The organism is Gordonia amicalis NBRC 100051 = JCM 11271 (assembly GCF_000332995.1).
In the GTDB taxonomy this organism is placed as follows: domain Bacteria; phylum Actinomycetota; class Actinomycetes; order Mycobacteriales; family Mycobacteriaceae; genus Gordonia; species Gordonia amicalis.
In genome coordinates this window covers 103,128-126,758 of sequence record NZ_BANS01000001.1, presented here as the reverse complement: position 1 = coordinate 126,758, position 23,631 = coordinate 103,128, and the positions used below count along the sequence as shown (strand labels likewise).

Sequence of the window (23,631 nt, the reverse complement as noted above, 5' to 3'; positions counted from 1 at the left end):
CGCGAGGCGGACACGCCATAGGTTCGTCTCATGGCCCACAGCACGATCCCCGACCGTCCTGCTCCCGCCGACCCCATCCCGGTGGACATCGCAGCGCTGACGGCGTGGATGGACGAGCAGGGCCTCCCCACCGGTGACACCACCGAGCTCCGGCCGCTGCACGGCGGTACCCAGAACATCATGGTGATCGTCAGCCGCGGCGGACGTGAGTACGTCCTGCGGCGCGGGCCCCGGCACCTGCGCCCGCAGTCGAACGCCGCGATCGCCCGCGAGATGACCCTGCTGTCGGCCCTGAGCTCGACGGAGGTCGCGCACCCGCGTTTCGTCGCCGGCACCACCGATCCCGACGTCCTCGGCGCGACCTTCTTCCTGATGGAGCCGGTGCACGGGTTCAACGCCGCCGATGCGCTGCCGGCCCCGTACGCCGCGACAGCCGAAGGACGCGAGGCCATGGGTTACGCCCTCGTCGACGCACTCGCCGGACTGGCGGCGGTCGACCACTCCGTCATCGGCCTCGACGACTTCGGCAAACCGGACGGCTTCCTCGAACGGCAGGTGCCCCGGTGGCTCGCCGAACACGAGCGGTACGCCGCCACACCGGGATATCGGGGCGGAGCATTCCCCGATCTGGATCGGATCGCCGGTTGGCTCGAGGACAACCGTCCCGGCCACTTCCGACCCGGACTGTTGCACGGCGACTACCACGTGGCGAACGTCCTCTACGATCACCGCGCTCCCCGGGTCGCGGCCATCGTCGACTGGGAGATGGCAACCGTCGGCGATCCGCTGCTCGATCTCGGTGTGCTGCTGGCGATCTGGCCCGACGACCCGCTGCAGTCCGATCTCTACGAGAGCGCCCTCGGACGCGCCGGCAACCTGCCGAGCCGGTCCGCGATCGTCGCCCGCTACGCGGAGCGTTCCGACCGGGATCTCGACGCACTGGACTGGTACACCGTTCTCGCGAGCTTCAAACTCGGCATCATCCTCGAGGGCACCTACGCCCGGTCATGTGACGGCAAGGCGCCCCGCGACGTCGGTGAACGGCTGCACCGCTACGCCGACGGTCTGTTCGTCCGCGCACGCGGGATCATCGCCGGCGCCTGACCCGCCGCACATCGCCGGCGCTTCCCCACCCCACCCGTACTCGTCAACGATCCCCCACAGAAACGGAGCACACCACCATGGCCTGGGATTTCTCCACGGAACCCGAATTCCAGAAGAAGCTCGACTGGATGAAGGATTTCGTCCGTACCGAGGTCTTCCCGCTCGAGACCCTCGATCTCGACTGGGATCAACTGCGCAAGGCGATCGCCCCGCTACAGGAAGAGGTCAAGGCGAACGACCTGTGGGCCGCACACCTCGACCCGGAACTCGGTGGACAGGGATACGGCCAGGTGAAGCTGGGCCTGATGCAGGAGATCCTGGGTTCCACACCGTACGGTCCGCTCGTGTTCGGCTGCCAGGCACCGGATTCCGGCAACTGCGAGATCCTCGCCGCGGTCGGCACCGAGGAGCAGAAGAAGCGGTGGCTCGAACCGCTGCTCGCCGGCGAGTACTATTCCTCGTTCGCGCTGACCGAACCCGACAACGCCGGCGCCGATCCCACCAACCTCACCACCACCGCGGTCCGCGACGGGGACGAGTGGGTTCTCAACGGCCACAAGTGGTTCATCAGCAATGCAGCCACCGCCGACTTCATGATCGTCGTCGCCGTCACCGATCCCGACGCCGAACGCCACCGTCGCACATCGCAGTTCATCATCCCGATCGACGCACCGGGTCTCGACGTGGTCCGCGACATCGGTTCGGTCGAGAATCCCCGGCCGCGCCCGCACACCTACGGTTCGCACTGCGAGGTGGTGCTGCGTGACGTCCGGGTCGACGACACGGCGCTGCTCGGCAATCGGGGCGACGGCTTCCTGATCGCCCAGAAACGACTGGGCCCCGGCCGGATTCACCATTGCATGCGCTGGATCGGTCAGGCGAGTCGCGCATTCGACATGATGTGCGAACGCGCCACCTACCGGTACGCCCACGGATCGGTCCTCGCCGACAAGCAGACGGTCCGCAACTTCATCGCCGACTCCGCGGCCGAGATCCAGGCCCTCCGTCTGATGACGCTGCATGCCGCGTGGCGCATCGACGAGGAGGGCACGGCCGCCGCCCGCAAGGACATCGCGCACATCAAGTTCTTCGGCGCCAAGATCCTGCACGACGTCATCGACCGCGCGCTCCAGGTCCACGGCTCACTCGGCTACAGCGCGGACCTGCCGCTGGAGTCCATGTACCGCGCGGCACGCGCCGCGCGTCTCTACGACGGCCCCGACGAGGTGCACCGCGACAGCGTCGCCCGCCAGTACCTCAAGGGATACACACGACCGGCCGACGACCGGCCGACCGAGCACATCCCCACCCGGCGCGAGGCCGCCCGGCATCGCTTCGCCGAATTGCTCGCCGAACAGCCCTGAACGCACCCTGCTCGTCCCCTCCTCCGAACCAGAAAGCGAACACGTATGTCTCTCAACGGAAAAACTGCCATCGTCACCGGCGCCGCACAGGGTATCGGTCAGGCCACGGCCATCCGACTCGCCGCGGACGGCGCCCATGTGGTCGCCGCCGACATCCAGGACTGCGAGGTCACCCTCAAGGAGATCGCCGAGGCCGGCGGCTCCGCGGAGGCGGTCCGCCTCGATGTCCGCGTCGCCGACGACTGGGCGGCCACGGTGGAGCAGATCACCGCCTCACAGGGCTCGATCGACTTCCTGGCCAATGTGGCCGGCGTGGTCAACATGATCAGCGAGGACACCGTCGTCGGCCTCACCGAGGAAGCATGGGACGTCGTCGTCGGCACCGACCTCAAGGGCGTGTGGCTCGGCATGCGAGCGGTCATCCCCGGCATGATCGAGAACGGTGGTGGCCGCATCGTCAACATCTCGTCGATGGCCGCGCTTCGGGGTCTGCCCAACCTGGCGTCGTATTCGGCGGCCAAGGGCGGCGTCGTGGGCCTCACCAAGCAGGCCGCCTACGAGTACGGCCCGCACAACATCCTGATCAACGCCATCGCACCGGGCACCATCGACACCCCGATCCTGGCCGACATCACCGAGGAGATGCGGCAGGCGAATGCCAACGCGCACATCGTGCGTCGGCTGGGCCGCCCGTCGGAGATCGCCTCGATGGTCGCCTATCTCATGCGTGAGGGCGACTTCCTGACCGGCGAGATCTACCCGGTCGACGGCGGCTGGTCGGCCAAGGGCAACTTCTGAGAGGAGATCTCAGTCGCGCAGCTCGATGCCATGAGCGGCCACGGCGTCGAGCAGCGCCGTCGGGCGATCGGCCGGCGGCACATCGTGCACGAGCGCGAAGGAACACCCCAGCGCACGCGCACCGCCGTCGGCCTTCTCGCTGTCCCCGACCATGAGCACGTCGCCGGCCGGCACGCCGATCGGGTCGAGGGCGGCGCGGAAGAGGCGCGGTTCGGGTTTGATCGCGCCGACCTCATAGGAGAGCGCGTAGGCGTCCACGAGGTGGTCGATGCCGTGCAGGGCAAGGACTTTGCGCAGATCGAAGGCGATGTTGCTGACGATGCCGATCGGCACCCCGGTGTCCGCGAGACGCGTCAGCACCTCGACGGTGTCGGCGAACGGCACCCACGATTCCGGGTCGAGGACCCGGTCGTAGAGCGAGTTGGCGTGACCGGCGTTGCTCATCCCGACCGTGCGCAGCAGGGCGAGGTACCCGACCCGGTGCAATTCCGGATCGAGATCCCTTCGCTCCCAAGCGGTCCGGTCGTCGCCCTCGATACCCTCGGGCAGTCCGACCGGCGCGACCATGCGGCGGATGATGTCCGCCTGCCGCTCCGGGACGAACGCCTCGCCCGCATCGTCGAGGAGATCGACGAACCAGTCGTCGCGCGCCTCGAAGCGGAACAGGGTGCCGGAGAAGTCGAACAGGACCGCCCGCGGAGTGCTGGCCCTGTCCACGAGATCGGGGGTCATGCGCCGGCGGCGGCGACGACATCGGCGAGGCGACGGGCGACCGTGCCCGCCTGCTCCGCGGTGCCGGCTTCCACCATCACCCGGACGAGCTGTTCGGTTCCGGAGGGACGCAACAGAACTCGTCCCGATTCGCCCAGTTCGGCCTCGGCGTCGACGACGGCCTGCTTGACCGACTGCGACTCCGCGACTGCGTGTTTGTCGGCGACGCGGACGTTGATGAGCTCCTGCGGCAGCACCGTCACGATGCCGGACAGGTCGGCCAGTCGCGACGAGGTGGCCGCCATGCGGGCCATGATCATCAGGCCGGTGAGGATGCCGTCGCCGGTGGTTCCCGATCCCGGGACCACGATGTGGCCGGACTGCTCACCGCCGAGGGAGTACCCGCCGCGACGCAGCTCCTCCACCACGTAGCGGTCGCCGACGGCCGTGGTACGCACCGTGATTCCCGCCTCGCGCATCGCGATGTGCAGGCCGAGGTTGCTCATGACGGTGGCGACGAGGACGTTCTCGTGCAGACGGTTCTTGTCGGCGAGCGATGTCGCCAGGATCGCCATGATGGCGTCGCCGTCGACGATCTGACCGGTGGAATCCACTGCGAGGCAACGATCGGCGTCGCCGTCGTGGGCGAGACCGAGATCGGCGCCGTGCTCGAGGACGGCGGCCTGCAGCTTGTCCATGTGGGTGGAACCGCAGTCGGCGTTGATGTTCAGGCCGTCGGGATCGGCGTGGATCGTGATGACCTTGGCACCGGCGTCGGCATAGGCCAGCGGCGCGAGTTGCGACGCGGCGCCGTGTGCGCAGTCGACCACGACCGTCAGACCGTCCAGACGCTCGTCGACGGCCTGGGCCAGGTGCCGCCGGTAGCGGTCTCCCGCGTCCGGTGCGTCGAGAACACGACCGACCGCCGCACCGATGGGCCGGACGAAGTCGTCGTCCATCGCCGCTTCGATACGGTCCTCGACCTCGTCGTCGAGCTTGTGCCCGCCGGCGGAGAAGAACTTGATCCCGTTGTCGGGCATGGGGTTGTGCGACGCGGAGATCATCACGCCGAAGTCGGCGTGGTAGTCCGCGGTCAGGAAGGCGACCGCCGGGGTGGGCACGGTGCCGACGCGGATGGCGTCGACGCCGGTCGCGGCGAGTCCCGCGCACACGGCGGCTTCCAGCATCTCGCCGGAGGCTCGTGGGTCGCGACCGACCACCGCACGCGGGCGGCGCGAGTGATCGTCGGACAGGTCTTCGAAAACGACCGCGGCGGCCGAGGCCAGGCGCAACGCGAGCTCGGGAGTGAGCTCGGCGTTGGCCAGGCCTCGGACGCCGTCGGTACCGAAAAGGCGTGCCAAGATCAGCGCTTGGAGTACTGCGACGCCTTGCGGGCCTTCTTGAGGCCGTACTTCTTGCGCTCGACCGCACGCGGGTCACGGGTGAGGAAGCCGGCCTTCTTCAGGGCGGGGCGATCATCCGGGGTGACCTCGATGAGGGCACGAGCGATGGCGAGACGCAGCGCACCGGCCTGGCCCGAGGGGCCGCCGCCGACGAGCTTGGCGTAGATGTCGAACGACTCGGTGCGCTCGACGGTGACCAGCGGAGCCTTGATGAGCTGCTGGTGCACCTTGTTGGGGAAGTACTCCTCCAGCGAACGGCCGTTGAGCTTGAACTCACCGGTGCCCGGCAGCAGGCGAACGCGGACGACGGCTTCCTTGCGGCGGCCGACGGTCTGGATCGGACGGTCGATCACTACCGGCTCGCGAACCTCTTCGACAGCGGCAGCGGTGTCGTAATCGTCGGCAGCGGCCTCGACGGCCTCCACGGCCTCAACGACCTCGACAGCTTCTTCGACGGCCTCGACGGCCTCGTTGATGTTCTCGTTGGTCACTGGGCCACCTGCTTGATCTCGAAGGGAACGGGGCGCTGAGCCGCGTGCGGATGGTTCGGGCCTGCGTAGACCTTCAGCTTCGAGGCCATCGCACGGCCGAGCTTGTTCGAGGGCAGCATGCCCTTGATGGCCTTCTCGATGACGCGCTCGGGGAAGGTCTCGAGCAGCTCGGCGGTGGTGCGGGACTTCAGGCCACCGGGATGCCCCGAGTGGGTGTAGTTCAGCTTGCGCTCGGCCTTGTTGCTGGTCAGCGCGACCTTCTCCGCGTTGATGATGACGACGAAGTCGCCACCGTCCATGTGCGGGGCGTAGGTCGGCTTGTGCTTGCCGCGGAGCAGGTTCGCGCTCTGCACGGCCAGCCGGCCGAGCACCACGTCGGTGGCGTCGATGACGTGCCACGTACGCGTGATGTCACCGGCCTTCGGGGTGTAGGTAGGCACAGTTGGTCCTCAACTCTTGTCTTGTGGGTGCTGGTCGGATGTACGGCGGAGGTTCTTCCCGGCGACCAGTGGGGACCCGGGCCTCTTCTGCCTGTGCACGCGTGTATGCGACAGGCGCCGAGCACCAGCGATCCAGGTTACGCGACCGTGCAGGTCAGGGTCAAAACGCCGAGCCGACCCGTCACGCTCGTCCCCTACTGCCCCACCCGTACCGATCTGACGGCCTCCGCGCATTCGCGGTCCACAGATTCGGCGGCCGTCCCGGCCTGACACCCGATCGACACCTGCAGACCGTCGTCGACGATGACATACCAGCGGATGGCGCTGCCCGACGCCGGCGCCTCCCGGTAGCTGATGACGTCGCGTCCGGCGTAGCGGGTGTCCGCGGAGAACTCGGTGACGACGTCGTCGCCCCGCTGGTCGATGCGATTACGCAGACTCGTGGCGACGGACTGCCGGGTCGACCCGTCGCGCAGCTCGGTCAGGACCGCGATGATCCGCCGGCCGTCGTCGGCGGAGACGAACACGGCGCGGGTCGTGGTCGGGTCGTCGGTGGTGTCGCCGCTCGGGGTGTCCTGCCCGGACTCCCGCCAGTTCCCGGGAACCGACAGCGTGGCGCGGCCGACCGCGACCTCGGCAGCAGCGGGCGCGGGGTCGTCCCGCTGCCACCACCCGACCCCGAAGGCGACGGCGACGACCACCACCGCCGCGGCCGCAGCACCGGCCAGCACACGACGGCTGCGTCGCCTCGACGCGTCCGGCGCCGGCATCGCGGGCCCGTCGGCCACCGGCACGGCGTCGTCGGCGACACCACCGGTCCGGCGGCCCAGACGGACGAGAAGGTCGCGGTCCACCGGCACGACACGGCCCGCGATCGCGTGCGCGGCGACCAGCTCTGTCGCCGCCGCCACCTCCCGCGGATCGTCACCGTCGACGAAGACGGCTTCGACCGCGTCGTCGATGATCGAGAGCCCCTCGGCCTCCCGGTCCCCCGGCTCGATCACCCCACTGCGCTCGATGTCCCAGCCCTGGGGGTGTCGCCGCACGATCTGCACATCCCACGCAGCCGGGCGTGGACGGGCGGGATCGTGGGGCGGTTCCGGGAGGTGCGTGGTCTCCACGACGGCACAGCGCCGCACGGTGATGTCGGCGTGGCTGCGCGCGATGAGGACCGCACGCGGGAGAAGCGTCAGTGGCGCCTGGCCCGCCCTCCGCCCTCCGGCATCGGCCAGCGACGACGCGCGCCGGTGTCCCCAGGTACTCGGATGCCCGACGATCAGCGGCCGGCCCGGATCCGAGGCGTGGACACCCATCTCGTCGAACGCCTGCTGCCACGCCTGCCGCAGGTGCCGGCGCCGGCCGTCGAGCACGACCGTCATCTCGTCGACCGCGAGGAGCAGCGGGCGCAGATCGCGGTCAGGGCACCTGAGCCCGGTGACCGGATCCCAGATCCGTGGCTGCCCGAACGCGAGGTCGACGACCGTCGGACGGCGTCGGCTCACCCCGCTCCTGCCCGTACCCGTGTCGTCCAAGGCAGATCCGTCGCTAGTCGTCGGCCGGTAGGTGGGCGACCTGGATCATCTCCTGCGGACGCACCCGCGAGACGAGTTCACCGCGTCCGGGCACCAGCCGCTGCATGCGGCTGCGTCCGGTGATGAAACCTTCGTCGCGGTCGCCGCTCATCAGCAGGATGTCGGACGACAGGTCCTTCAGCCGCGCGATCACGGGATCGAACATCGCCCGGCCGAGGCCGCCGGATCGACGCGCCAGGACGATGTGGAAACCGATGTCCCGGGCGTGCGATGCGTACTCGATGACCGGCAGCAACGGATTGCCCGACGACGTTGCCACCATGTCGTAGTCGTCCACCACGAGGTACACCTCCGGCTTGCCGACCAACCACGAACGCTCCCGCAGCTGCTGAACGGTCACATCGTTCGGGGGCATGCAGTCCTTGAGATATGCCGCCAGCTGGTTCATCAGCGTCATGGCATTGTCGTGCGAGCTGGCATATCCGGCGAGGTGATCGCCGTCGACCACACCGAGCATCGTGCGGCGGTAGTCGATGAACGCGATCTTCACCTGCTCCGGGGTGCCGCCGGCGACGAGGCCGCGAACGATCGCGCGCAGCACGTTCGTCTTTCCGTGCTCGACGTCGGCGAACACCATGAAGTGAGGCTGCGCGTCGAAGTCGAGCACCACCGGGGCCAGCTCCAGTTCGCCGACGCCGATCGCGACCTGGTTCAGCGACAACGTGACCCCGGCCGCGGCCAGCCCGTTCTGAACGGCCGACATCGCGATCTCGGTGCTCAGCTTGCGGACCGGCAGCGCCGAACGGCCCGGGTACGCGGCGGCGAGTTTCTCCGCCGAGGCCGCAACACCGGCGGGCAGCGACTCGGCGCTGCTGACCGGGTCGAGGCGCGGCAGGGCGATGAGCATGTGGAGCTCCTCCGCGGTGAGACCCCGACCGGGACGGTTCTGCGGGACGCCCGCAGCGGCGCGGCGACTCATCTCGGAGTCCGACGGGTCGCCGAGGCGCAGTTCGATGCGCGTACCCAGGAGGTCTCGGACCGCCGGGCGGATCTCGGCCCACCGCGAGGCGCTGACGATCACGTGCACGCCGAAAGACAACCCCTGAGAGACAATCGTGGTGATCTGCTCCTCGAGCGACTCGAGTTCGGAACGCAGCACGCTGATGCCGTCGAGCACGAGGAAGACGTCGCCGAACCGGTCGGTGGCCAACGGATCGTCGGGCGCGAGGGTCCCGGAGGCGAACCAGGCCGCACGGCGGGCCCGGTAATCACGCATCGACTCGACGCCGAGACGGCCGAACAACAGCTCCCGTGCCCGGACTACCGCCCCGACCTCGGCGACGGTGCGGCGGACGGCATCCATGTCGCCGCGGGACGCCACCGAACCAACATGTGGGAGACCGGCGAGGCCGGCGAGACTGCCGCCGCCGAAGTCCAGGCAGTAGAACTGCACCTGTTCCGGCGTGTGCGTGGCCGCCGCGGCCATGATGATCGTGCGCAGCGTCGTCGATTTACCCGACTGCGGGCCACCGACCACGGCCACGTTGCCGGCCGCGCCCGCCAGGTCGATGACGAGGGGGTCGCGGCGCTGGTCGTAGGGGCGATCGACCAGACCGATGGGCAAGGCCAGGTTGCCGGGGACCGTCGGCTTGATCCAGTCGCGTGCTCCCACCAGGTGTTCCACGGTCGGCGAATCGTCGAGCGGGTCCAGCCAGACCCGGTGAGCCGGCGGGCCGGAGCCCTCCATGCGACCGATGATGGTCTGCATCAGCGTCGGCACCGACACCGAGGTCGGCTCGAAGTCGGCGGGCGCGGCGTCGAGGGAAGGCGGCTCCTCGTCGAGCAGGCTCGCCGCCTGATCGAGCAGCGACCGCGGGGAACCCTCGTCCAGCGGGACCGGCAGCGCGGTGAAGACCTTGAGGTTCCCGAGTCGCGGTATCCCCGACGTCATGGTGTCCGAGGTGTCTGAGGCCACGGCCGGCGAATAGTACGGACCCGAGACATACGAGGTGTTGAACCGGACCGGGTCGTCCGAGTCGCATTTCAGGTAGGCCGAACCGGGCACGCTAGGTAGGTGGTAGGCGTCGGGGACACCGAGTACCGACCGGGATTCGTTGGCGGAGAAGGTTTTCAGGCCGATTCGATACGACAGGTGGGAGTCGAGCCCACGGAGCTTGCCCTCCTCGAGACGTTGCGAGGCCAGCAGCAGGTGGATGTGCAACGAGCGGCCCAGGCGACCGATCGCGACGAAGAGTTCGGCGAAATCCGGTTTCTGCGAGAGCAGTTCGGAGAACTCGTCGACGACGATGAACAGGGCGGGCAGCGGTTCGAGGCGCACACCCGAGGCGCGGGCACGTTCGTAGTCGGCGACGTTGGCGTAGTTGCCCGCCGCACGCAGGACCTCCTGGCGGCGATTCATCTCGCCCGACAACGCATCCTTCATGCGGTCGACCATCGACAGTTCCTGCTCGAGGTTGGTGATGATCGCCGCGACATGCGGTGTGGACTCGAGCCCGAGGAAGGTCGCGCCGCCCTTGAAGTCGACGAGGACCAGGTTCAGCTCGGTCGGCGAATGCGTGGCCAGCATGGCGAGGACGAGGGTCCGCAGGAACTCCGACTTGCCGGAACCCGTCGCACCGATACAGAGGCCATGGGGTCCCATGCCACCGTGGGCGCTCTCCTTGATGTCGAGTTCGACCGGCGCGCCGCTCGGGGTGTATCCGATCGGCACCCGCAGACGTTCACGACCGGTGCGTCCGCGCCAGGCCGTGGCCGGGTCGAAACGGGCGGCGTCGTCGATGCCGAGGAGGGCGGGCAGGCCCGGATCGGTCGAGGTGGCCTCCGATTCCAGGTTCGCCAGGGTGGCCGCCGTCGCCAGCCGGTACCGGGCCATGCGGCGTGCGATCGCCTCCGCCTCGGCGATCGTCAGCGAGTCCATGTCCGCGAATTCCTCGACGCCCGCGACGCTCCGGGCCGAGACCTTCCCCCCGCGCACCACGAGTTGCAGGCCGCGCCGGGCCGCGAGACCGTCCGGCGGTGCCGTCAGGTCGAGGACGGTCACGCCCTCCATGCCCGCGGAGCTGAGGATGCGCTCGTCGCCGGCGACGTAACCGTCGTCGATGACGACCACCAGGTGGGCGCGGTTCCCGTTCGGCGGCGCCGACCTGCTGAACCGACCACGCTCCAGCAGGTCGGCGGCCAGCGCGTTCTCGAGATCGGCGAGCGTCGGATAGATCATCCGCATCGGCCCGATACCGTCGCGCAGCGTCGGATGCCCTACGTGCGGAAGCCATTTCGCCCAGTCCCAGGCTTCGCCGGCGGGGTCGCCGGTGACGATGCCGATGTGGAGGTGGTCGGGGCCGTGGAAGGCGCAGAGTTCGACGATCATCGAACGGACCAGTTCGCGGGTCTCCTGCCGGGCACCCTCGATGTTGATCGCCGGGAAGCCGCGGAGCGAGATCGACCGGGGCAGGCTGTACACCGCGGAATGGGTCCGCACGAAGCGACGCAGGGCCACCATCGACACCGGCTCGATGTCCTCGAGCGGGCCGGTCTCCGGCGGCATCAGCCGCGTCGCGAGGCGTTGGACGCCGACTCCCACACGCACATGGGCGAAGTCGTTGTCGGCGGGGCGTCGCTCCCACATCCGCCGGCTGCCGACGACGTCGAGCAGCGCGTGCGGATCGGGATGACTCCAGGTGCGGGCGGCGCGCTGGTTCTCCACGGTGTCGAAGACCTGGGCGCGCAACTGGCCGAGGTAGCGGAAGTAGTCCTTGCGCTCCTCGTTGAGTTCCGCGGCGCGCTTGCCGCCGCCGCGCCCACCGGCGGCGAACATGCCGAACATCGACATGAGCATCATCAGCGGGAACATCATGAACAGCGGATTGGTCAGGATGTTGCGGCCACCGGTGACCATCATCAGCGCGATCATGCCGACGACGGCGACGATCATCACCACCGGCAGCAGCTTCATGAGCAGGTTGCCGGGCACCACGCGCGGGACGTCCGGCGGCGCCTGGATGTTGACCTCGCCGCCCGGCATTCGAGGCGGCGTGATGCGTGGCCGACGCACGAATCCCTCAGTGGTCGTGACCACTCGATCCCCCCTGACACCTCGAGCTGTGTATCCCCGGGCGGGCGAACCCGCTGAAGTTGGCTATGTTAGCTGCTGAAACCTGGGGGAGGATTGACCTGTATGTCACCTGTGGACGGATTCGCGCCGGGACACCCGACGACCGCCGCGGACGGCAGTGGCGGTGACCGTCGACGCGCGGACACCGCAATCGAGCCGCAGCTCGTACGTGTTTCGGTGCTGGGCGGCAACACCCAACTCGACGTCGGACTGCCCGCGGGCATCCCGATCGCCGGACTCATCGGTGACCTCGTCGCACAGATCGAGTCGCGCAACCCCAACCGTCACGACCCGGACGACCCCGACTCGGATTCCCGCGGCCGCGGCCGCCCGCACGACCGGCAGAACCGCTGGACCCTGGCCCTGGTCGGTCAGGAACCGCTGGCCCTGCACCGCTCGCTGTCGGAGTCGGGAATCCGCGACGGCGACCTTCTCCTGCTGACCTCCACCCGGACGGGTGAGTCGCCGATCCTGTTCGACGACGTGGTCGATGCCGTTGCGCGACTGAACGAATCCCAGTTCATGAGCTGGACCGCGACCTCGGCGAGGTATGTGGGTCATGCACTGGCCCTGGTCGCGGCGGTCGCCGCGGCGGCGGGGCTCGCCGCGAGTCGACTCGACAGCGGCGCACTGTGGCCCGCGGGAGGATCCGGGCTGGCGGTGATCGGACTGATCACCGCGGCCACGATCGTCGCGCGCTACTACCGGGATCAGCTCAGCTCGACGATCCTCTCGGTCTGCGCGGCGCCGATGGCATTCGTGACCGGCATGATCCTCACGCCCGGTTCCTTCGGTGCCGCGCATCTGACCCTCGGATTCGCGCTGACCCTGGCCACGGCGGTCATCACCTACCGGATGACCGCGGTCGGTGCGACCGCCCACAGTGCGGTGACCAGCGCCGCACTCGTCGGCGTCCTGGGATGTGGTGCCCGAATGCTCATCGACGCCGACGTCGCGGAGGTCGCGGCCGTCGTCGCGGCGGTGGGTCTGCTGCTGATCGGACTCTCCCCACGACTGACGATCCTGCTCGCCAAACTGCCGTTGCCGCCGGTCCCCACCGCGGGCGCGGCCATCGACGTCAAGGACATCGAACCGCAGCCGTCGATCGAGGGAATCGGCGCGATCGGGGCCACGGCACTGCCGAAGGCCGATGCGCTGGAACGTCGCTCATACATCGCCAACGCGTACCTGACCGGCATCATCGGCGGCCTCACCGGCATCGTCGCGATCTCGGCGGTGCTCACCGCCGCTCCCCTCGCCGGCTTCGAATGGAAGAACGCGGCCTACGCAGCGATCATCGGCGTGGTCCTGTGCCTGCGCGGACGGTCCCACAGCGACCTCTTCCAGGCGGCGATCCTCATCATCGGCGGCTCGCTCGTGGTGCTCACCCTGCTGGTCGGTCTGGCGTTCGGGGACGGCCGGTGGCCGATCGTGTCCTTCGCCCTGGGCAGCGTCGTCCTGATCGCCGCGCTCGTCTTCGGAGTCGTTGCGCCTCATCAGGATTTCTCCCCGGTGATGCGCCGGTGGGCGGAGATCGGCGAGTACATCCTCGTCGCGCTCATCGTCCCGCTGCTGCTGTGGTTGCTCGACCTGTACCGGATCGTCCGGGAGATCTGATGTCCCGGGCACGCACCCGGATCGCGGCGCCTCTCGCGCTGGCGCTGACCGCGACCCTGCTCGGGTTGACCTCCTCCCCCGCCGCCGCAGTCACGCCGCCGCGGGTCGACGCATCGGCACTGATCCGTTCGGCACCTGTCGCACCGCCGGAACCGACCGAGCAGAGCCATCTGTGCAACACCGCGACCCTCACCCGCAACACCGCGAATCCGACTGCCGCCCAATCGATGATGAATCTCGAGGAGGCCTGGCGCTTCAGCCGTGGCGCCGGACAGCGGGTGGCCGTCATCGACACCGGCGTGACACCGCACCCGCGACTCGGGCGCGTCACCGCGGGCGGCGACTACGTCTCGAACGGCACCGGACTCGAGGACTGCGACGCCCACGGCACCCTGGTCGCGGGCATCATCGCCGCCCGGCCGAGCACCTCGGACGCCTTCGCCGGGGTCGCGCCCGCAGCTTCGATCATCGGCATCCGCCAGTCCAGCAGCGCCTTCAAGGCCAAGAACGATCGCCGCGCCGACGACGGCGCACCGGCGGTCGGCTCGGGCTACGGTTCGGTCCGTACTCTCGCCCACGCCATCGTCCGCGCCGTCGATCTGCGCGCCACCGTCATCAACATCTCCGAGGTCGCGTGCGCGTCGGCGGCCGACAAGGTCGACGACCGCGCACTCGGGGCGGCGATCCGATACGCCTACGACCGCGACGTCGTGGTGGTGGCGGCGGCCGGCAACATCACCCGGGACGGCGCCTGCCAGAGCCAGAATCCGACGCCTCTCGCCGGCGACCCGGACGACTGGAGTGCGGTGACGACGATCGCGAGTCCCGCGTGGTACTCGCCGTACGTCCTCACCGTCGGCTCGATCGACGCCGCGACCGGCACACCGAGCGATTTCAGCCTCCACGGCCCGTGGGTGGGTGTGGCGGCACCGGGCACCGACATCGTGAGTCTCGACAGCGCGAAGGGTTCGGGCCGTCTGGTGTCGGCGCAACGGAGCGAGAACGGGCCGCTGCCGCTGATCGGGACGAGCTTCGCCGCACCCTACGTCGCCGGTACCGCAGCTCTGGTCCGGGCACGGTTCCCCGACCTGAGCGCACGGGAGGTCATGGATCGGATCGTGGCGACCGCCCACGCCCCGGGAACCGGACACGACCAGCGGATCGGTCACGGGGTCGTCGACCCGGTCTCCGCCCTGACCGCGGAACTACCCGCCGATCAGCGGGCCGGGCCGCAGTCGGCCCCGATCGCCGCACCGGCACCCCCGACGCCGCCGGACCACACCGCACGCAACGTCGCCGTCGCGGGGGCGGGTGTCAGCGCCGCGCTCATCGCGACCGTGCTGGCGATCGCGCTGCCCCACCGTCGGGTGCGCAAGCTCGACCCCGACGAGTTCTGATCAGACAGATTCTGATCAGCTGGTGGTACGCGCGGGCCGCAACTCGCGCGGCAGCGCGAAGGTCAGTGTCTCGTTGGCGGTGTTGACGGTGTCCACCGTGTCGTAGCCGCGTTCGGCGAGGAAGTCGAGCACGCCGCGGACGAGGACCTCGGGCACCGACGCACCGGAGGTGACGCCCACCGTGCTCACGCCCTCGAGCCAGACATCGTCGATCTCGCGCGCGTAGTCGACCAGGTGGCCGGCCCTGGCGCCGGCCTGTAGGGCCACCTCGACCAGGCGAACCGAGTTCGACGAGTTCTTGGAACCGACGACGATGACGAGATCGCAGTCGGGGGCCATCGCCTTGACGGCGACCTGCCGGTTCTGGGTGGCGTAACAGATGTCGTCGCTGGGCGGATCGTTGAGCAGCGGGAACTTCTCGCGCAGGCGCCTCACCGTCTCCATGGTCTCGTCGACCGAGAGCGTGGTCTGCGACAGCCAGACCAGCTTCGACTCGTCACGCACGGTCACCGAGTCCACACTGTCCGGGCCGTCCACCAGCTGGATGTGCTCGGGCGCCTCACCGGCCGTCCCCTCGACCTCCTCGTGGCCCTCGTGGCCGATCAGGAGGATGTCGTAGTCGTCGCGGGCGAACCGCTTGGCCTCCTGGTGCACCTTCGTCACCAGCGGACAGGTCGCGTCGATGGTCTTCAGGTTGCGTTCCGCGGCGGTCGCATGGACCTGCGGTGAGACACCGTGTGCGGAGAACACGACGATCGCCCCCTCCGGCACCTCGTCGGTCTCCCCCACGAAGATCGCCCCGCGATCCGCCAGGGTCTCGACCACGTGGCGGTTGTGCACGATCTCCTTGCGGACATAGACGGGAGCGCCGTGCTTGTCGAGAGCACGCTCGACCGTCTCCACCGCGCGGTCGACACCCGCGCAGTAGCCGCGAGGTTCGGCGAGCAGGACACGCTTCGTGACAGACATGCTTCCAGGGTACGGGTTACAGACGGGTGCCCGTGATGGCAGAGTGTTGGCATGCATCGCGCACCCTACCCGGCCCGTATCGCCGCAGGTCTGATCGTCACCGCCCTCGAGGAGACGCGCAAGCTTCCCGCGCTGTTCGTCACCCTCCCGATGACCGCGGTCAGCCAGACCCTGCAGGCAGGTATGCGGGCCCAGCAGAACATCGCCGAACTCGCCATCAAGGGCGACGCCGTCCTGGAGATGATCTTCGACAAGCCCAGCGAGCAGCCCGAGTGGGCCCGCTTCGACGAGGATGACGTCGAGACCCCGGCCCCCGACGCCGACGCCCACGCCGGCGACGTACCGATCGAGACGCCCGCGAAGCCCGCCAGGCCGTCCACGAAGGCCACCACCATCGACGACGAGATCGAGGCCGCCGCCGACGGCAACGACCCGGGCGACCAGCCCGCCGATGCCACGGATACCACCGCCGCACCGCCGCGTGCCGATGCCGGCCGTTTCGCGCTGTACAGCTCCGCGCCCGAAGACGTCCTGGACGCCGCGGAGACGCCGGCGACCCCGGCCCCGGCGTCGAAGAACGGCTCGACGCCCGAGATCGTCGAACTCATCGACTACGACACGCTGACCCTGGCACAGTTGCGGGCACGTCTTCGGGCGGTCGGCACCGACGACCTCACCAGCCTCGTCGACTACGAGAAGTCGAACCGCGGTCGCGCACCGTTCGTCACGATGCTCGAGAACCGGATCGCCTCGCAGAACAAGCGCTCCACCGAGGCGTGAGCGGGACCTCGCCGAATTCGGCCGAGAATCCGTGGCCGGTACGGACGGTCAACACGAAGATCGCCGACTGGATACACCGATTGGGCCAGATCTGGGTGGAGGGTCAGGTCACCCAGATCAGCCGGCGCCCCGGCACCCGCACGGCCTTCCTCACCCTGCGGGACCCGGCCGCCGACATCTCCATATCGGTGACGTGCAGCCCGGATCTGTTGACGCGCACCGAGGTTCCGCTGACCGACGGCAGCCACGTGGTCGTCCTCGGCCGCCCGAGTTATTACACGGGCCGCGGCACGGTGTCGTTGCGGATCAGCGACATCCGTCCGGTCGGGGTCGGCGAACTGCTGCTGCGGATCGAACGCCTCCGTCAGCTGCTGGCCGCCGAGGGGTTGTTCGACAGCCGGCTCAAACGTCCGCTGCCGTTCCTGCCCCGCGCCATCGGGCTGATCAGCGGGCGGGCCAGTGCCGCCCAGCACGACGTGGTCAGCGTCGCCACCAGCCGGTGGTCGGCCGTGCGCCTGGACATCCGTGAGGCACCCGTGCAGGGCCCGACGGCGGTGGCACGGATCCTGACCCACCTCGCCGACCTCGACGCCCACCCCGACGTCGAGGTGATCATCATCGCCCGCGGCGGCGGCAGCGTCGAGGATCTGCTGCCGTTCTCCGACGAGGCGCTGTTGCGGGCGGTCTCGCGGTGTCGGACGCCGGTGGTCAGCGCGATCGGGCACGAGCCCGACAATCCGCTGCTCGACCTCGTCGCCGACCTGCGTGCGGCCACCCCGACCGACGCCGCCAAGCGAGTGGTGCCCGACGTCGAGGCCGAACTCGCCGGGATCGACGACCTGCGCCGGCGTAGCGCTCAGGCGTTGCGCAACTGGGTGCGCCGCGAGACCGGGGTGATCGACGGACTGCGGCGACGTCCGGTCCTCGCCCGGCCGGGCGTGATCGTCGACCAGGAGTCCGCGAACGTGGCCGAGCTGGTGCGTGCCCTGCGGCGCGACGTCCTACGCCACGTCGACACCGAGGACCGGCGCCACGAGCACCTCGCGGCCCGGCTCTCGACCCTGGGCCCGGCCCAGACCCTCGCGCGTGGCTACGCGGTCGTGCAACGAACCGACACCGACGTGACCCACGTCGTCAGCACTCTCGACGATCTGCCGGCGGGCGCCGAACTACGCATCCGCGTCGCCGACGGCGCGGCGAGGGCCACCGTCACCGCCACCGAGGCACCCACATCCACGTCCACGGACGACGAAGGAGATTCGTGAGCACCGACGAGGAGTACACACCGGTCACCGAACTCGGATACGAGGAGGCGCGCGACGAACTCGCCGACATCGTCAGCACACTCGAGCACGGTGGCCTCGATCTCGACACCTCACTGGCCCTGTGGGAACGGGGCGAGGCGCTCGCGACTCGCTGCGAAGAACATCTCCGCGGCGCGCGTGAACGCATCGAAACCGTGATCGCACAGAAGAATTCGGCCGACGACGACGATGAGTGACCTCAGTCGAAGTCGACGAGGACCCGCTGGTCGACCGCGGACACCCGCGACCGCTCGGCGGCTCGAACCGGACCATCGGTGAGCACCAGCGGTTCCCGGCGGCCGGCCGGTGGGTCGACTCGCACGCACGGCACGCTGATGACCTGACCGCCGGTCGCCGCAACGGCCGCGCCGGCCCCGTACACGGGAACCACGATCACCAGCAGTGCGACGAGCACCGCGACGAGGACGAGTCGTCCCCACATGATGTTCAGCCAGGCGTCGGCCTGTGCGGACAACGACGTCGCCGGTGTCCACCTGTACCTGTGCCAGAATTCCCCGGACATGAGCGCCTCCTGGAGCAGACGCTATGAACGGAGGCACTCGTCATCGCGAGTAGTCGGCTACTCGAATCGTCTCCACTCAGGCATCGAGCGGTGGCTGCGTCGCCACCGACGACGCGATCGTCTCGATGTCGGAGTCCGGTCCCCGGGAGAGCACGCCGATCCGGACATCGCCGAAGTCGGCGATCCAGAACTTCTTGCCCTCGGAGGTCTCGTAGGTCACCCACTGCCGGCCACCCGCTTCGCGGGTACCGGTGCCGGTGGTGTCCGCGTACTCGTCACCGCTCCCGCCGAGGTACGGCACCAGCAGGTCCTCCGAGGCGTCGGTCTGACTCAGCTGCACATAGGCCTTGCTCGCACTGAGCCAGCCGACGGTGCTGACCCGATGTCCCTCGATCGCATCCGACGAGCCGGAGTTGGGCTTCCATCCTTCGGGTGTGGGCGGCCGGCGGATCGGGAACGGCATCTGCCGGGCGTCGGCGTCCAGTGCGGTGACCACGTCGAACGCGGGCACCTTGCTGTCTGCGGGGTCCTGATTCAAGCCGACCGAGCAATTCCCCGACGCGATCGCCACCAATGCACACAGCGCGATCAGCGGCACCAACGACCAGAACATGTCCTTGCCGTTGATGAGAATGCGCGGTTTGTCTGCCATGTCGCCGAGTATCCCACTACCAGGGTCAGTCACCGAACGGCCGGTGTGACATGCAAGGATGGTCCCTGAGATCACCGCCACACCCACGGATCCCAGGGGCTGCGACCCACTGAGATCGGGGCCACACATGAGGAGCCGAAGCCCATGACAGCCAGCAACCACCAGGCACCCGATCGCAACCTCGCGATGGAATTGGTCCGTGTGACGGAGTCGGCTGCACTCGCGGCCGGCCGCTGGGTGGGTCGCGGTGACAAGAACGGCGGCGACGGCGCGGCGGTGGACGCGATGCGCCAGCTCCTCTCGACGGTCTCCATGCGCGGCGTCGTCGTGATCGGCGAGGGCGAGAAGGACGAGGCGCCGATGCTGTACAACGGCGAAGAGGTCGGCAACGGCGAGGGCCCCGACTGCGATGTCGCGGTCGATCCCATCGACGGCACCACCCTGATGGCCGAGGGCCGCCCCAACTCGATCTCGGTGATCGCGGTCAGCGAACGCGGCACCATGTACGACCCGTCGGCCGTGTTCTACATGGACAAGATCGCCGTGGGTCCGGACGCCAAGGGCGCCATCAACATCAACGAGTCGGTCGAGTGGAACATCAACTCGGTCGCCAAGGCCAAGGGCATCGACGTCGCCGACCTCACCGTCATCGTCCTCGACCGGCCCCGCCACGCCGATCTCATCGGCGAGATCCGCCAGGCCGGCGCCAAGATCCGCCTCATCTCCGACGGTGACGTCGCCGGCGCCGTGGCGGCCGCCGACGACTACTCGACCGTCGACATGCTGATGGGCGTCGGTGGCACCCCCGAGGGCATCATCACGGCCGTCGCGATGAAGTGCATGGGCGGCGAGATCCAGGGCAAGCTGTGGCCCCGCAACGACGAGGAGCGCCAGAAGGCCATCGACGCGGGTCACGACCTCGACCGGGTCCTGACCAACGACATCCTGGTGAGCGGCGAGAACAGCTTCTTCTGCGCGACCGGTGTCACCAACGGCGACATGCTGCGCGGCGTCACCTACCGTCCCAACGGTGCGACCACTCGTTCGCTGGTCATGCGATCGAAGTCGGGCACCGTCCGCCGCATCGAGGCCGTCCACAAGCCGGCCAAGCTGCGCGAGTACGCCCGCATCAGTCTCTGACGCCCGGCGTCGACCTCTGACACACCGAGCAAACGGCCCCGCGTCGGGGAGCTGCGACCGTGATCCATCTCACGAGTCCGGTCACCTCTGACGTGGGGCCGTTTTGCTGGGGCGATACGATCCGGTGCGTGAGTAAACCACCCTCAGCCCCCGAGTTTCTCTACTCTGATCTGCTCCCCATCGGCGCCGACGAGACCCCCTACCGACTCATCACCACCGAGGGTGTCTCGACGTTCGAAGCCGGCGGACAGACGTTCCTCAAGGTGGAGCCGGAGGCGATCCGCAAGCTCACCGCCGAGGCCATGCACGACATCAGCCACTACCTGCGCCCGGCCCACCTCGCGCAGCTCCGCAAGATCATCGACGACCCCGAGGCATCGGGCAACGACCGCTTCGTGGCCCTCGACCTGCTCAAGAACGTCAACATCTCCGCCGGTGGCGTCCTGCCGATGTGCCAGGACACCGGCACCGCGATCGTGATGGGCAAGAAGAGCGAGGGCGTGCTGACCGGCACCGACGACGCCGAGGCGATCTCGAGGGGTGTCTACGACGCCTACACGCAGCTCAACCTGCGCTATTCGCAGCTCGCACCGCTGACCACGTACGACGAGAAGAACACCGGGACCAACCTCCCGGCCCAGGTGGAGATCTACGCCACCGAGCAGGGCCCCAAGGGCCCGGAGTACAAGTTCCTGTTCATGGCCAAGGGTGGCGGGTCGGCCAACAAGTCCTTCCTGTTCCAGGAGACCAAGGCCATCCTCAACCCGAAGTCCATCCTCGAGTTCCTCGACGAGAAGATCCGCTCGCTCGGCACCGCGGCCTGCCCGCCCTATCACCTGGCCGTCGTGATCGGTGGCACCTCAGCCGAATTCGCGCTGAAGACCGCCAAATACGCCTCCGCGCACTACCTCGACAACCTGCCGACGGAGGGTTCGATGTCGGCGCACGGCTTCCGCGACCTCGAGCTCGAGGACGAGGTCTTCAAGCTGACCCAGTCCTTCGGCATCGGCGCCCAGTTCGGCGGCAAGTACTTCTGCCACGACGTCCGCGTCGTGCGTCTGCCCCGCCACGGCGCGTCGTGCCCGGTGGCCATCGCGGTGTCGTGTTCGGCCGACCGGCAGGCGCTCGGCAAGATCACCGCCGACGGGGTGTTCCTCGAGCAGCTCGAGACCGACCCGGCCGAGTACATGCCGGCTGCCGGTGTGGCGGAGGACATCTCGGGCGGCGAGGTGGTCGAGGTCGATCTCAACCGCCCGATGACCGAGATCCTGGCACAGCTGTCGCAGTACCCGGTCAAGACACGCCTGTCGCTGACGGGCCCCCTGGTGGTGGCCCGCGACATCGCTCACGCGAAGATCAAGGAACGCCTCGACGCCGGCGAGCCGATGCCCGATTACCTGCGCGATCACCCGGTGTACTACGCCGGTCCGGCCAAGACCCCGGAGGGCATGGCCTCCGGTTCGTTCGGTCCCACGACCGCCGGCCGCATGGACTCCTACGTCGAGCAGTTCCAGGCCGCCGGCGGCTCGATGGTCATGCTGGCCAAGGGAAATCGTTCCAAGCAGGTCACCGAGGCGTGCAACTCGCACGGCGGCTTCTACCTCGGCTCGATCGGCGGCCCGGCCGCCCGACTGGCGCTCGACTGCATCAAGAGCCAGGAGATCATCGAGTACCCCGAGCTCGGGATGGAGGCAGTGTGGAAGATCGAGGTCGAGAATTTTCCGGCCTTCATCGTTGTTGACGACAAGGGCAACGACTTTTTCACCGACCCGAGTGGGGCCGTCAACGTCCCGCTGAGCGGCATAAGGATTCGATCGAAGGAGTAGAACACCTATGACCGAGGCACAGGGCAAGAACGAGGCACCGGACAAGCAGGAATACCGCACCGAGCACGACACGATGGGCGAGGTGCAGGTGCCCGTCGATGCTCTGTGGCGCGCCCAGACGCAGCGGGCGGTGGAGAACTTCCCCATCAGCCATCGCCCGCTGGAGCGGACGCAGATCCGCGCCATGGGCCTGCTGAAGGCGGCCTGCGCCACGGTCAACAAGGATCTGGGACTCCTCGACGCGGAGCGGGCCGACGCGATCATCGCGGCGGCCACCGAGATCGCCGACGGCAACCACGACCACCAGTTCCCGATCGACGTCTTCCAGACCGGGTCGGGCACGAGTTCGAACATGAACACCAACGAGGTCATCGCATCGATCGCGAAGGCCAACGGGGTGGACGTGCATCCCAACGACCACGTCAACATGTCGCAGTCGTCGAATGACACGTTCCCGACCGCCACGCACGTCGCGGCGACCGAGGCCGTCGTCACCGACCTCGTCCCGGCGCTCGACCATCTCCGGAAGGCACTGTCCGACAAGGCAACCGAGTGGCGTGACGTGGTCAAGAGCGGCCGCACACACCTGATGGACGCGGTGCCGGTGACCCTCGGCCAGGAGTTCGCCGGGTATGCACGGCAGGTGGAGGCCGGCATCGAGCGCGTCACCGCGACCCTGCCGCGTGTCGGCGAGCTGCCCATCGGCGGCACCGCGGTGGGCACCGGACTCAACGCGCCGGCCGGCTTCGGCACCAAGGTGGTCGCCGAACTCGTCCGCCGCACCGGCGTCGAGGAACTCTCGTTGGCCAAGGACAACTTCGAGGCGCAGGCCGCCCGGGACGGGCTCGTCGAACTGTCCGGTCAGCTGAAGACGATCGCGGTGTCGCTCACCAAGATCGCCAACGACGTCCGGTGGATGGGCTCGGGACCGCTGACCGGCCTGGGCGAGATCCTGCTCCCCGACCTCCAGCCGGGCAGTTCGATCATGCCGGGCAAGGTCAATCCCGTTCTGCCCGAGGCGGTCACGCAGGTGGCGGCCCAGGTCGTCGGCAACGACGCGGCGGTCACCTGGGGCGGCGGCAACGGCGCCTTCGAACTCAACGTCTACATCCCGATGATGGCCCGCAACGTCCTCGAGTCACTCAAGCTGCTGGCCAACGTGTCCCGACTGTTCGCCGACCGCTGCATCTCGGGATTGCAGGCCAACGTCGACCGTCTCCGCACCCTGGCCGAGAGCTCCCCGTCGATCGTCACACCGCTCAACAGCGCGATCGGCTACGAGGAGGCCGCCGCGGTCGCCAAACAGGCCCTCAAGGAGGGCAAGACGATCCGCCAGACCGTGATCGATCGGGGCCTCGTGGGCGACAAGCTCAGCGAGGAGGAACTCGACGCGCGCCTCGACGTTCTCAAGATGGCCAATCTCGACCGGGAACGCTGAGTACGGCCGG

20 protein-coding genes are annotated in these 23,631 nt (G+C 68.7%); 11 read left to right on the top strand and 9 right to left on the bottom strand.

What is annotated here, in order from left to right:
* The first annotated feature begins 30 nt into the window (after positions 1 to 30).
* The 3 genes from GOAMI_RS00605 to GOAMI_RS00595 all read left to right on the top strand — a co-directional run bounded on the left by GOAMI_RS00605 (position 31) and on the right by GOAMI_RS00595 (position 3,266).
* On the top strand, positions 31 to 1,104 hold the full coding sequence (locus GOAMI_RS00605; protein ID WP_006434441.1) for a phosphotransferase family protein: 1,074 nt from the start codon (positions 31 to 33) through the stop codon (positions 1,102 to 1,104).
* A 77-nt stretch (positions 1,105 to 1,181) separates the two neighbouring features.
* Positions 1,182 to 2,468, top strand: a complete 1,287-nt coding sequence (locus GOAMI_RS00600; RefSeq protein WP_006434440.1) for an acyl-CoA dehydrogenase family protein — start codon at positions 1,182 to 1,184, stop codon at positions 2,466 to 2,468.
* 45 nt (positions 2,469 to 2,513) lie between these two features.
* Positions 2,514 to 3,266 carry an SDR family NAD(P)-dependent oxidoreductase gene (locus GOAMI_RS00595; protein WP_006434439.1) on the top strand — a complete coding sequence of 251 codons (753 nt, stop codon included), beginning with the start codon at positions 2,514 to 2,516 and terminating at the stop codon, positions 3,264 to 3,266.
* 9 nt (positions 3,267 to 3,275) lie between these two features.
* On the opposite strand, the gene GOAMI_RS00590 is transcribed toward GOAMI_RS00595, so the two are convergent.
* The 6 genes from GOAMI_RS00590 to GOAMI_RS00565 all read right to left on the bottom strand — a co-directional run bounded on the left by GOAMI_RS00590 (position 3,276) and on the right by GOAMI_RS00565 (position 11,939).
* The gene (locus GOAMI_RS00590; RefSeq protein ID WP_006434438.1) at positions 3,276 to 3,998 is read right to left on the bottom strand and encodes an HAD family hydrolase; all 723 of its coding nucleotides are present in this window, start codon (positions 3,996 to 3,998) and stop codon (positions 3,276 to 3,278) included.
* Positions 3,995 to 5,338 carry a phosphoglucosamine mutase gene (gene glmM / locus GOAMI_RS00585; RefSeq protein WP_006434437.1) on the bottom strand — a complete coding sequence of 448 codons (1,344 nt, stop codon included), beginning with the start codon at positions 5,336 to 5,338 and terminating at the stop codon, positions 3,995 to 3,997. The genes GOAMI_RS00590 and glmM overlap by 4 nt, the downstream gene beginning before the upstream one ends.
* A 2-nt stretch (positions 5,339 to 5,340) precedes the next feature.
* Positions 5,341 to 5,871 carry a 30S ribosomal protein S9 gene (rpsI, locus tag GOAMI_RS00580; protein ID WP_006434436.1) on the bottom strand — a complete coding sequence of 177 codons (531 nt, stop codon included), beginning with the start codon at positions 5,869 to 5,871 and terminating at the stop codon, positions 5,341 to 5,343.
* On the bottom strand, positions 5,868 to 6,311 hold the full coding sequence (gene rplM / locus GOAMI_RS00575) for a 50S ribosomal protein L13 (RefSeq protein WP_006434435.1): 444 nt from the start codon (positions 6,309 to 6,311) through the stop codon (positions 5,868 to 5,870). The genes rpsI and rplM overlap by 4 nt, the downstream gene beginning before the upstream one ends.
* 194 nt (positions 6,312 to 6,505) lie before the next feature.
* Positions 6,506 to 7,813 (bottom strand): type VII secretion-associated protein, encoded by a 1,308-nt coding sequence (locus GOAMI_RS00570; RefSeq protein WP_236577737.1) that lies wholly within the window; start codon positions 7,811 to 7,813, stop codon positions 6,506 to 6,508.
* 43 nt (positions 7,814 to 7,856) lie between these two features.
* On the bottom strand, positions 7,857 to 11,939 hold the full coding sequence (locus tag GOAMI_RS00565) for a type VII secretion protein EccC (RefSeq protein WP_006434433.1): 4,083 nt from the start codon (positions 11,937 to 11,939) through the stop codon (positions 7,857 to 7,859).
* Between the two features lie 99 nt (positions 11,940 to 12,038).
* Here GOAMI_RS00565 and eccD point away from each other — a divergent pair, with 99 nt between their 5' ends.
* A complete protein-coding gene (gene eccD / locus GOAMI_RS00560) occupies positions 12,039 to 13,592 on the top strand; it encodes a type VII secretion integral membrane protein EccD (RefSeq protein WP_006434432.1) in 1,554 nt (517 codons plus the stop codon).
* The gene (gene mycP / locus GOAMI_RS00555; protein ID WP_006434431.1) at positions 13,592 to 14,989 is read left to right on the top strand and encodes a type VII secretion-associated serine protease mycosin; all 1,398 of its coding nucleotides are present in this window, start codon (positions 13,592 to 13,594) and stop codon (positions 14,987 to 14,989) included. Before eccD ends, mycP begins: the two co-directional genes overlap by 1 nt.
* A 15-nt stretch (positions 14,990 to 15,004) precedes the next feature.
* Here mycP and GOAMI_RS00550 read toward each other — a convergent pair whose 3' ends face one another.
* On the bottom strand, positions 15,005 to 15,958 hold the full coding sequence (locus GOAMI_RS00550; protein WP_006434430.1) for a 4-hydroxy-3-methylbut-2-enyl diphosphate reductase: 954 nt from the start codon (positions 15,956 to 15,958) through the stop codon (positions 15,005 to 15,007).
* Between the two features lie 51 nt (positions 15,959 to 16,009).
* On the opposite strand from GOAMI_RS00550, the gene GOAMI_RS00545 reads away from it, so the two are divergent.
* From GOAMI_RS00545 to GOAMI_RS00535, 3 genes are read left to right on the top strand one after another with little or no spacing between them, the layout of a single operon-like run.
* A complete protein-coding gene (locus tag GOAMI_RS00545) occupies positions 16,010 to 16,738 on the top strand; it encodes a lipid droplet-associated protein (RefSeq protein ID WP_006434429.1) in 729 nt (242 codons plus the stop codon).
* On the top strand, positions 16,735 to 18,003 hold the full coding sequence (xseA, locus tag GOAMI_RS00540) for an exodeoxyribonuclease VII large subunit (protein ID WP_006434428.1): 1,269 nt from the start codon (positions 16,735 to 16,737) through the stop codon (positions 18,001 to 18,003). The genes GOAMI_RS00545 and xseA overlap by 4 nt, the downstream gene beginning before the upstream one ends.
* Positions 18,000 to 18,239 (top strand): exodeoxyribonuclease VII small subunit, encoded by a 240-nt coding sequence (locus GOAMI_RS00535; RefSeq protein ID WP_006434427.1) that lies wholly within the window; start codon positions 18,000 to 18,002, stop codon positions 18,237 to 18,239. Before xseA ends, GOAMI_RS00535 begins: the two co-directional genes overlap by 4 nt.
* A gap of 2 nt (positions 18,240 to 18,241) precedes the next feature.
* Here GOAMI_RS00535 and GOAMI_RS00530 read toward each other — a convergent pair whose 3' ends face one another.
* Both GOAMI_RS00530 and GOAMI_RS00525 read right to left on the bottom strand, forming a co-directional pair.
* Complete coding sequence (locus GOAMI_RS00530) at positions 18,242 to 18,565, bottom strand: hypothetical protein (protein ID WP_006434426.1); 324 nt, start codon at positions 18,563 to 18,565, stop codon at positions 18,242 to 18,244.
* 76 nt (positions 18,566 to 18,641) lie between these two features.
* Positions 18,642 to 19,217 (bottom strand): DUF4245 domain-containing protein, encoded by a 576-nt coding sequence (locus GOAMI_RS00525; RefSeq protein ID WP_006434425.1) that lies wholly within the window; start codon positions 19,215 to 19,217, stop codon positions 18,642 to 18,644.
* A 144-nt stretch (positions 19,218 to 19,361) separates the two neighbouring features.
* Between GOAMI_RS00525 and glpX the strand changes: the two genes are divergently transcribed.
* The 3 genes from glpX to GOAMI_RS00510 all read left to right on the top strand — a co-directional run bounded on the left by glpX (position 19,362) and on the right by GOAMI_RS00510 (position 23,621).
* Positions 19,362 to 20,357, top strand: a complete 996-nt coding sequence (glpX, locus tag GOAMI_RS00520; protein WP_006434424.1) for a class II fructose-bisphosphatase — start codon at positions 19,362 to 19,364, stop codon at positions 20,355 to 20,357.
* Between the two features lie 128 nt (positions 20,358 to 20,485).
* Positions 20,486 to 22,183 (top strand): fumarate hydratase, encoded by a 1,698-nt coding sequence (locus GOAMI_RS00515; protein ID WP_006434423.1) that lies wholly within the window; start codon positions 20,486 to 20,488, stop codon positions 22,181 to 22,183.
* A gap of 7 nt (positions 22,184 to 22,190) precedes the next feature.
* The gene (locus GOAMI_RS00510) at positions 22,191 to 23,621 is read left to right on the top strand and encodes a class II fumarate hydratase (RefSeq protein ID WP_006434422.1); all 1,431 of its coding nucleotides are present in this window, start codon (positions 22,191 to 22,193) and stop codon (positions 23,619 to 23,621) included.
* The last annotated feature ends 10 nt before the right edge of the window (positions 23,622 to 23,631 follow it).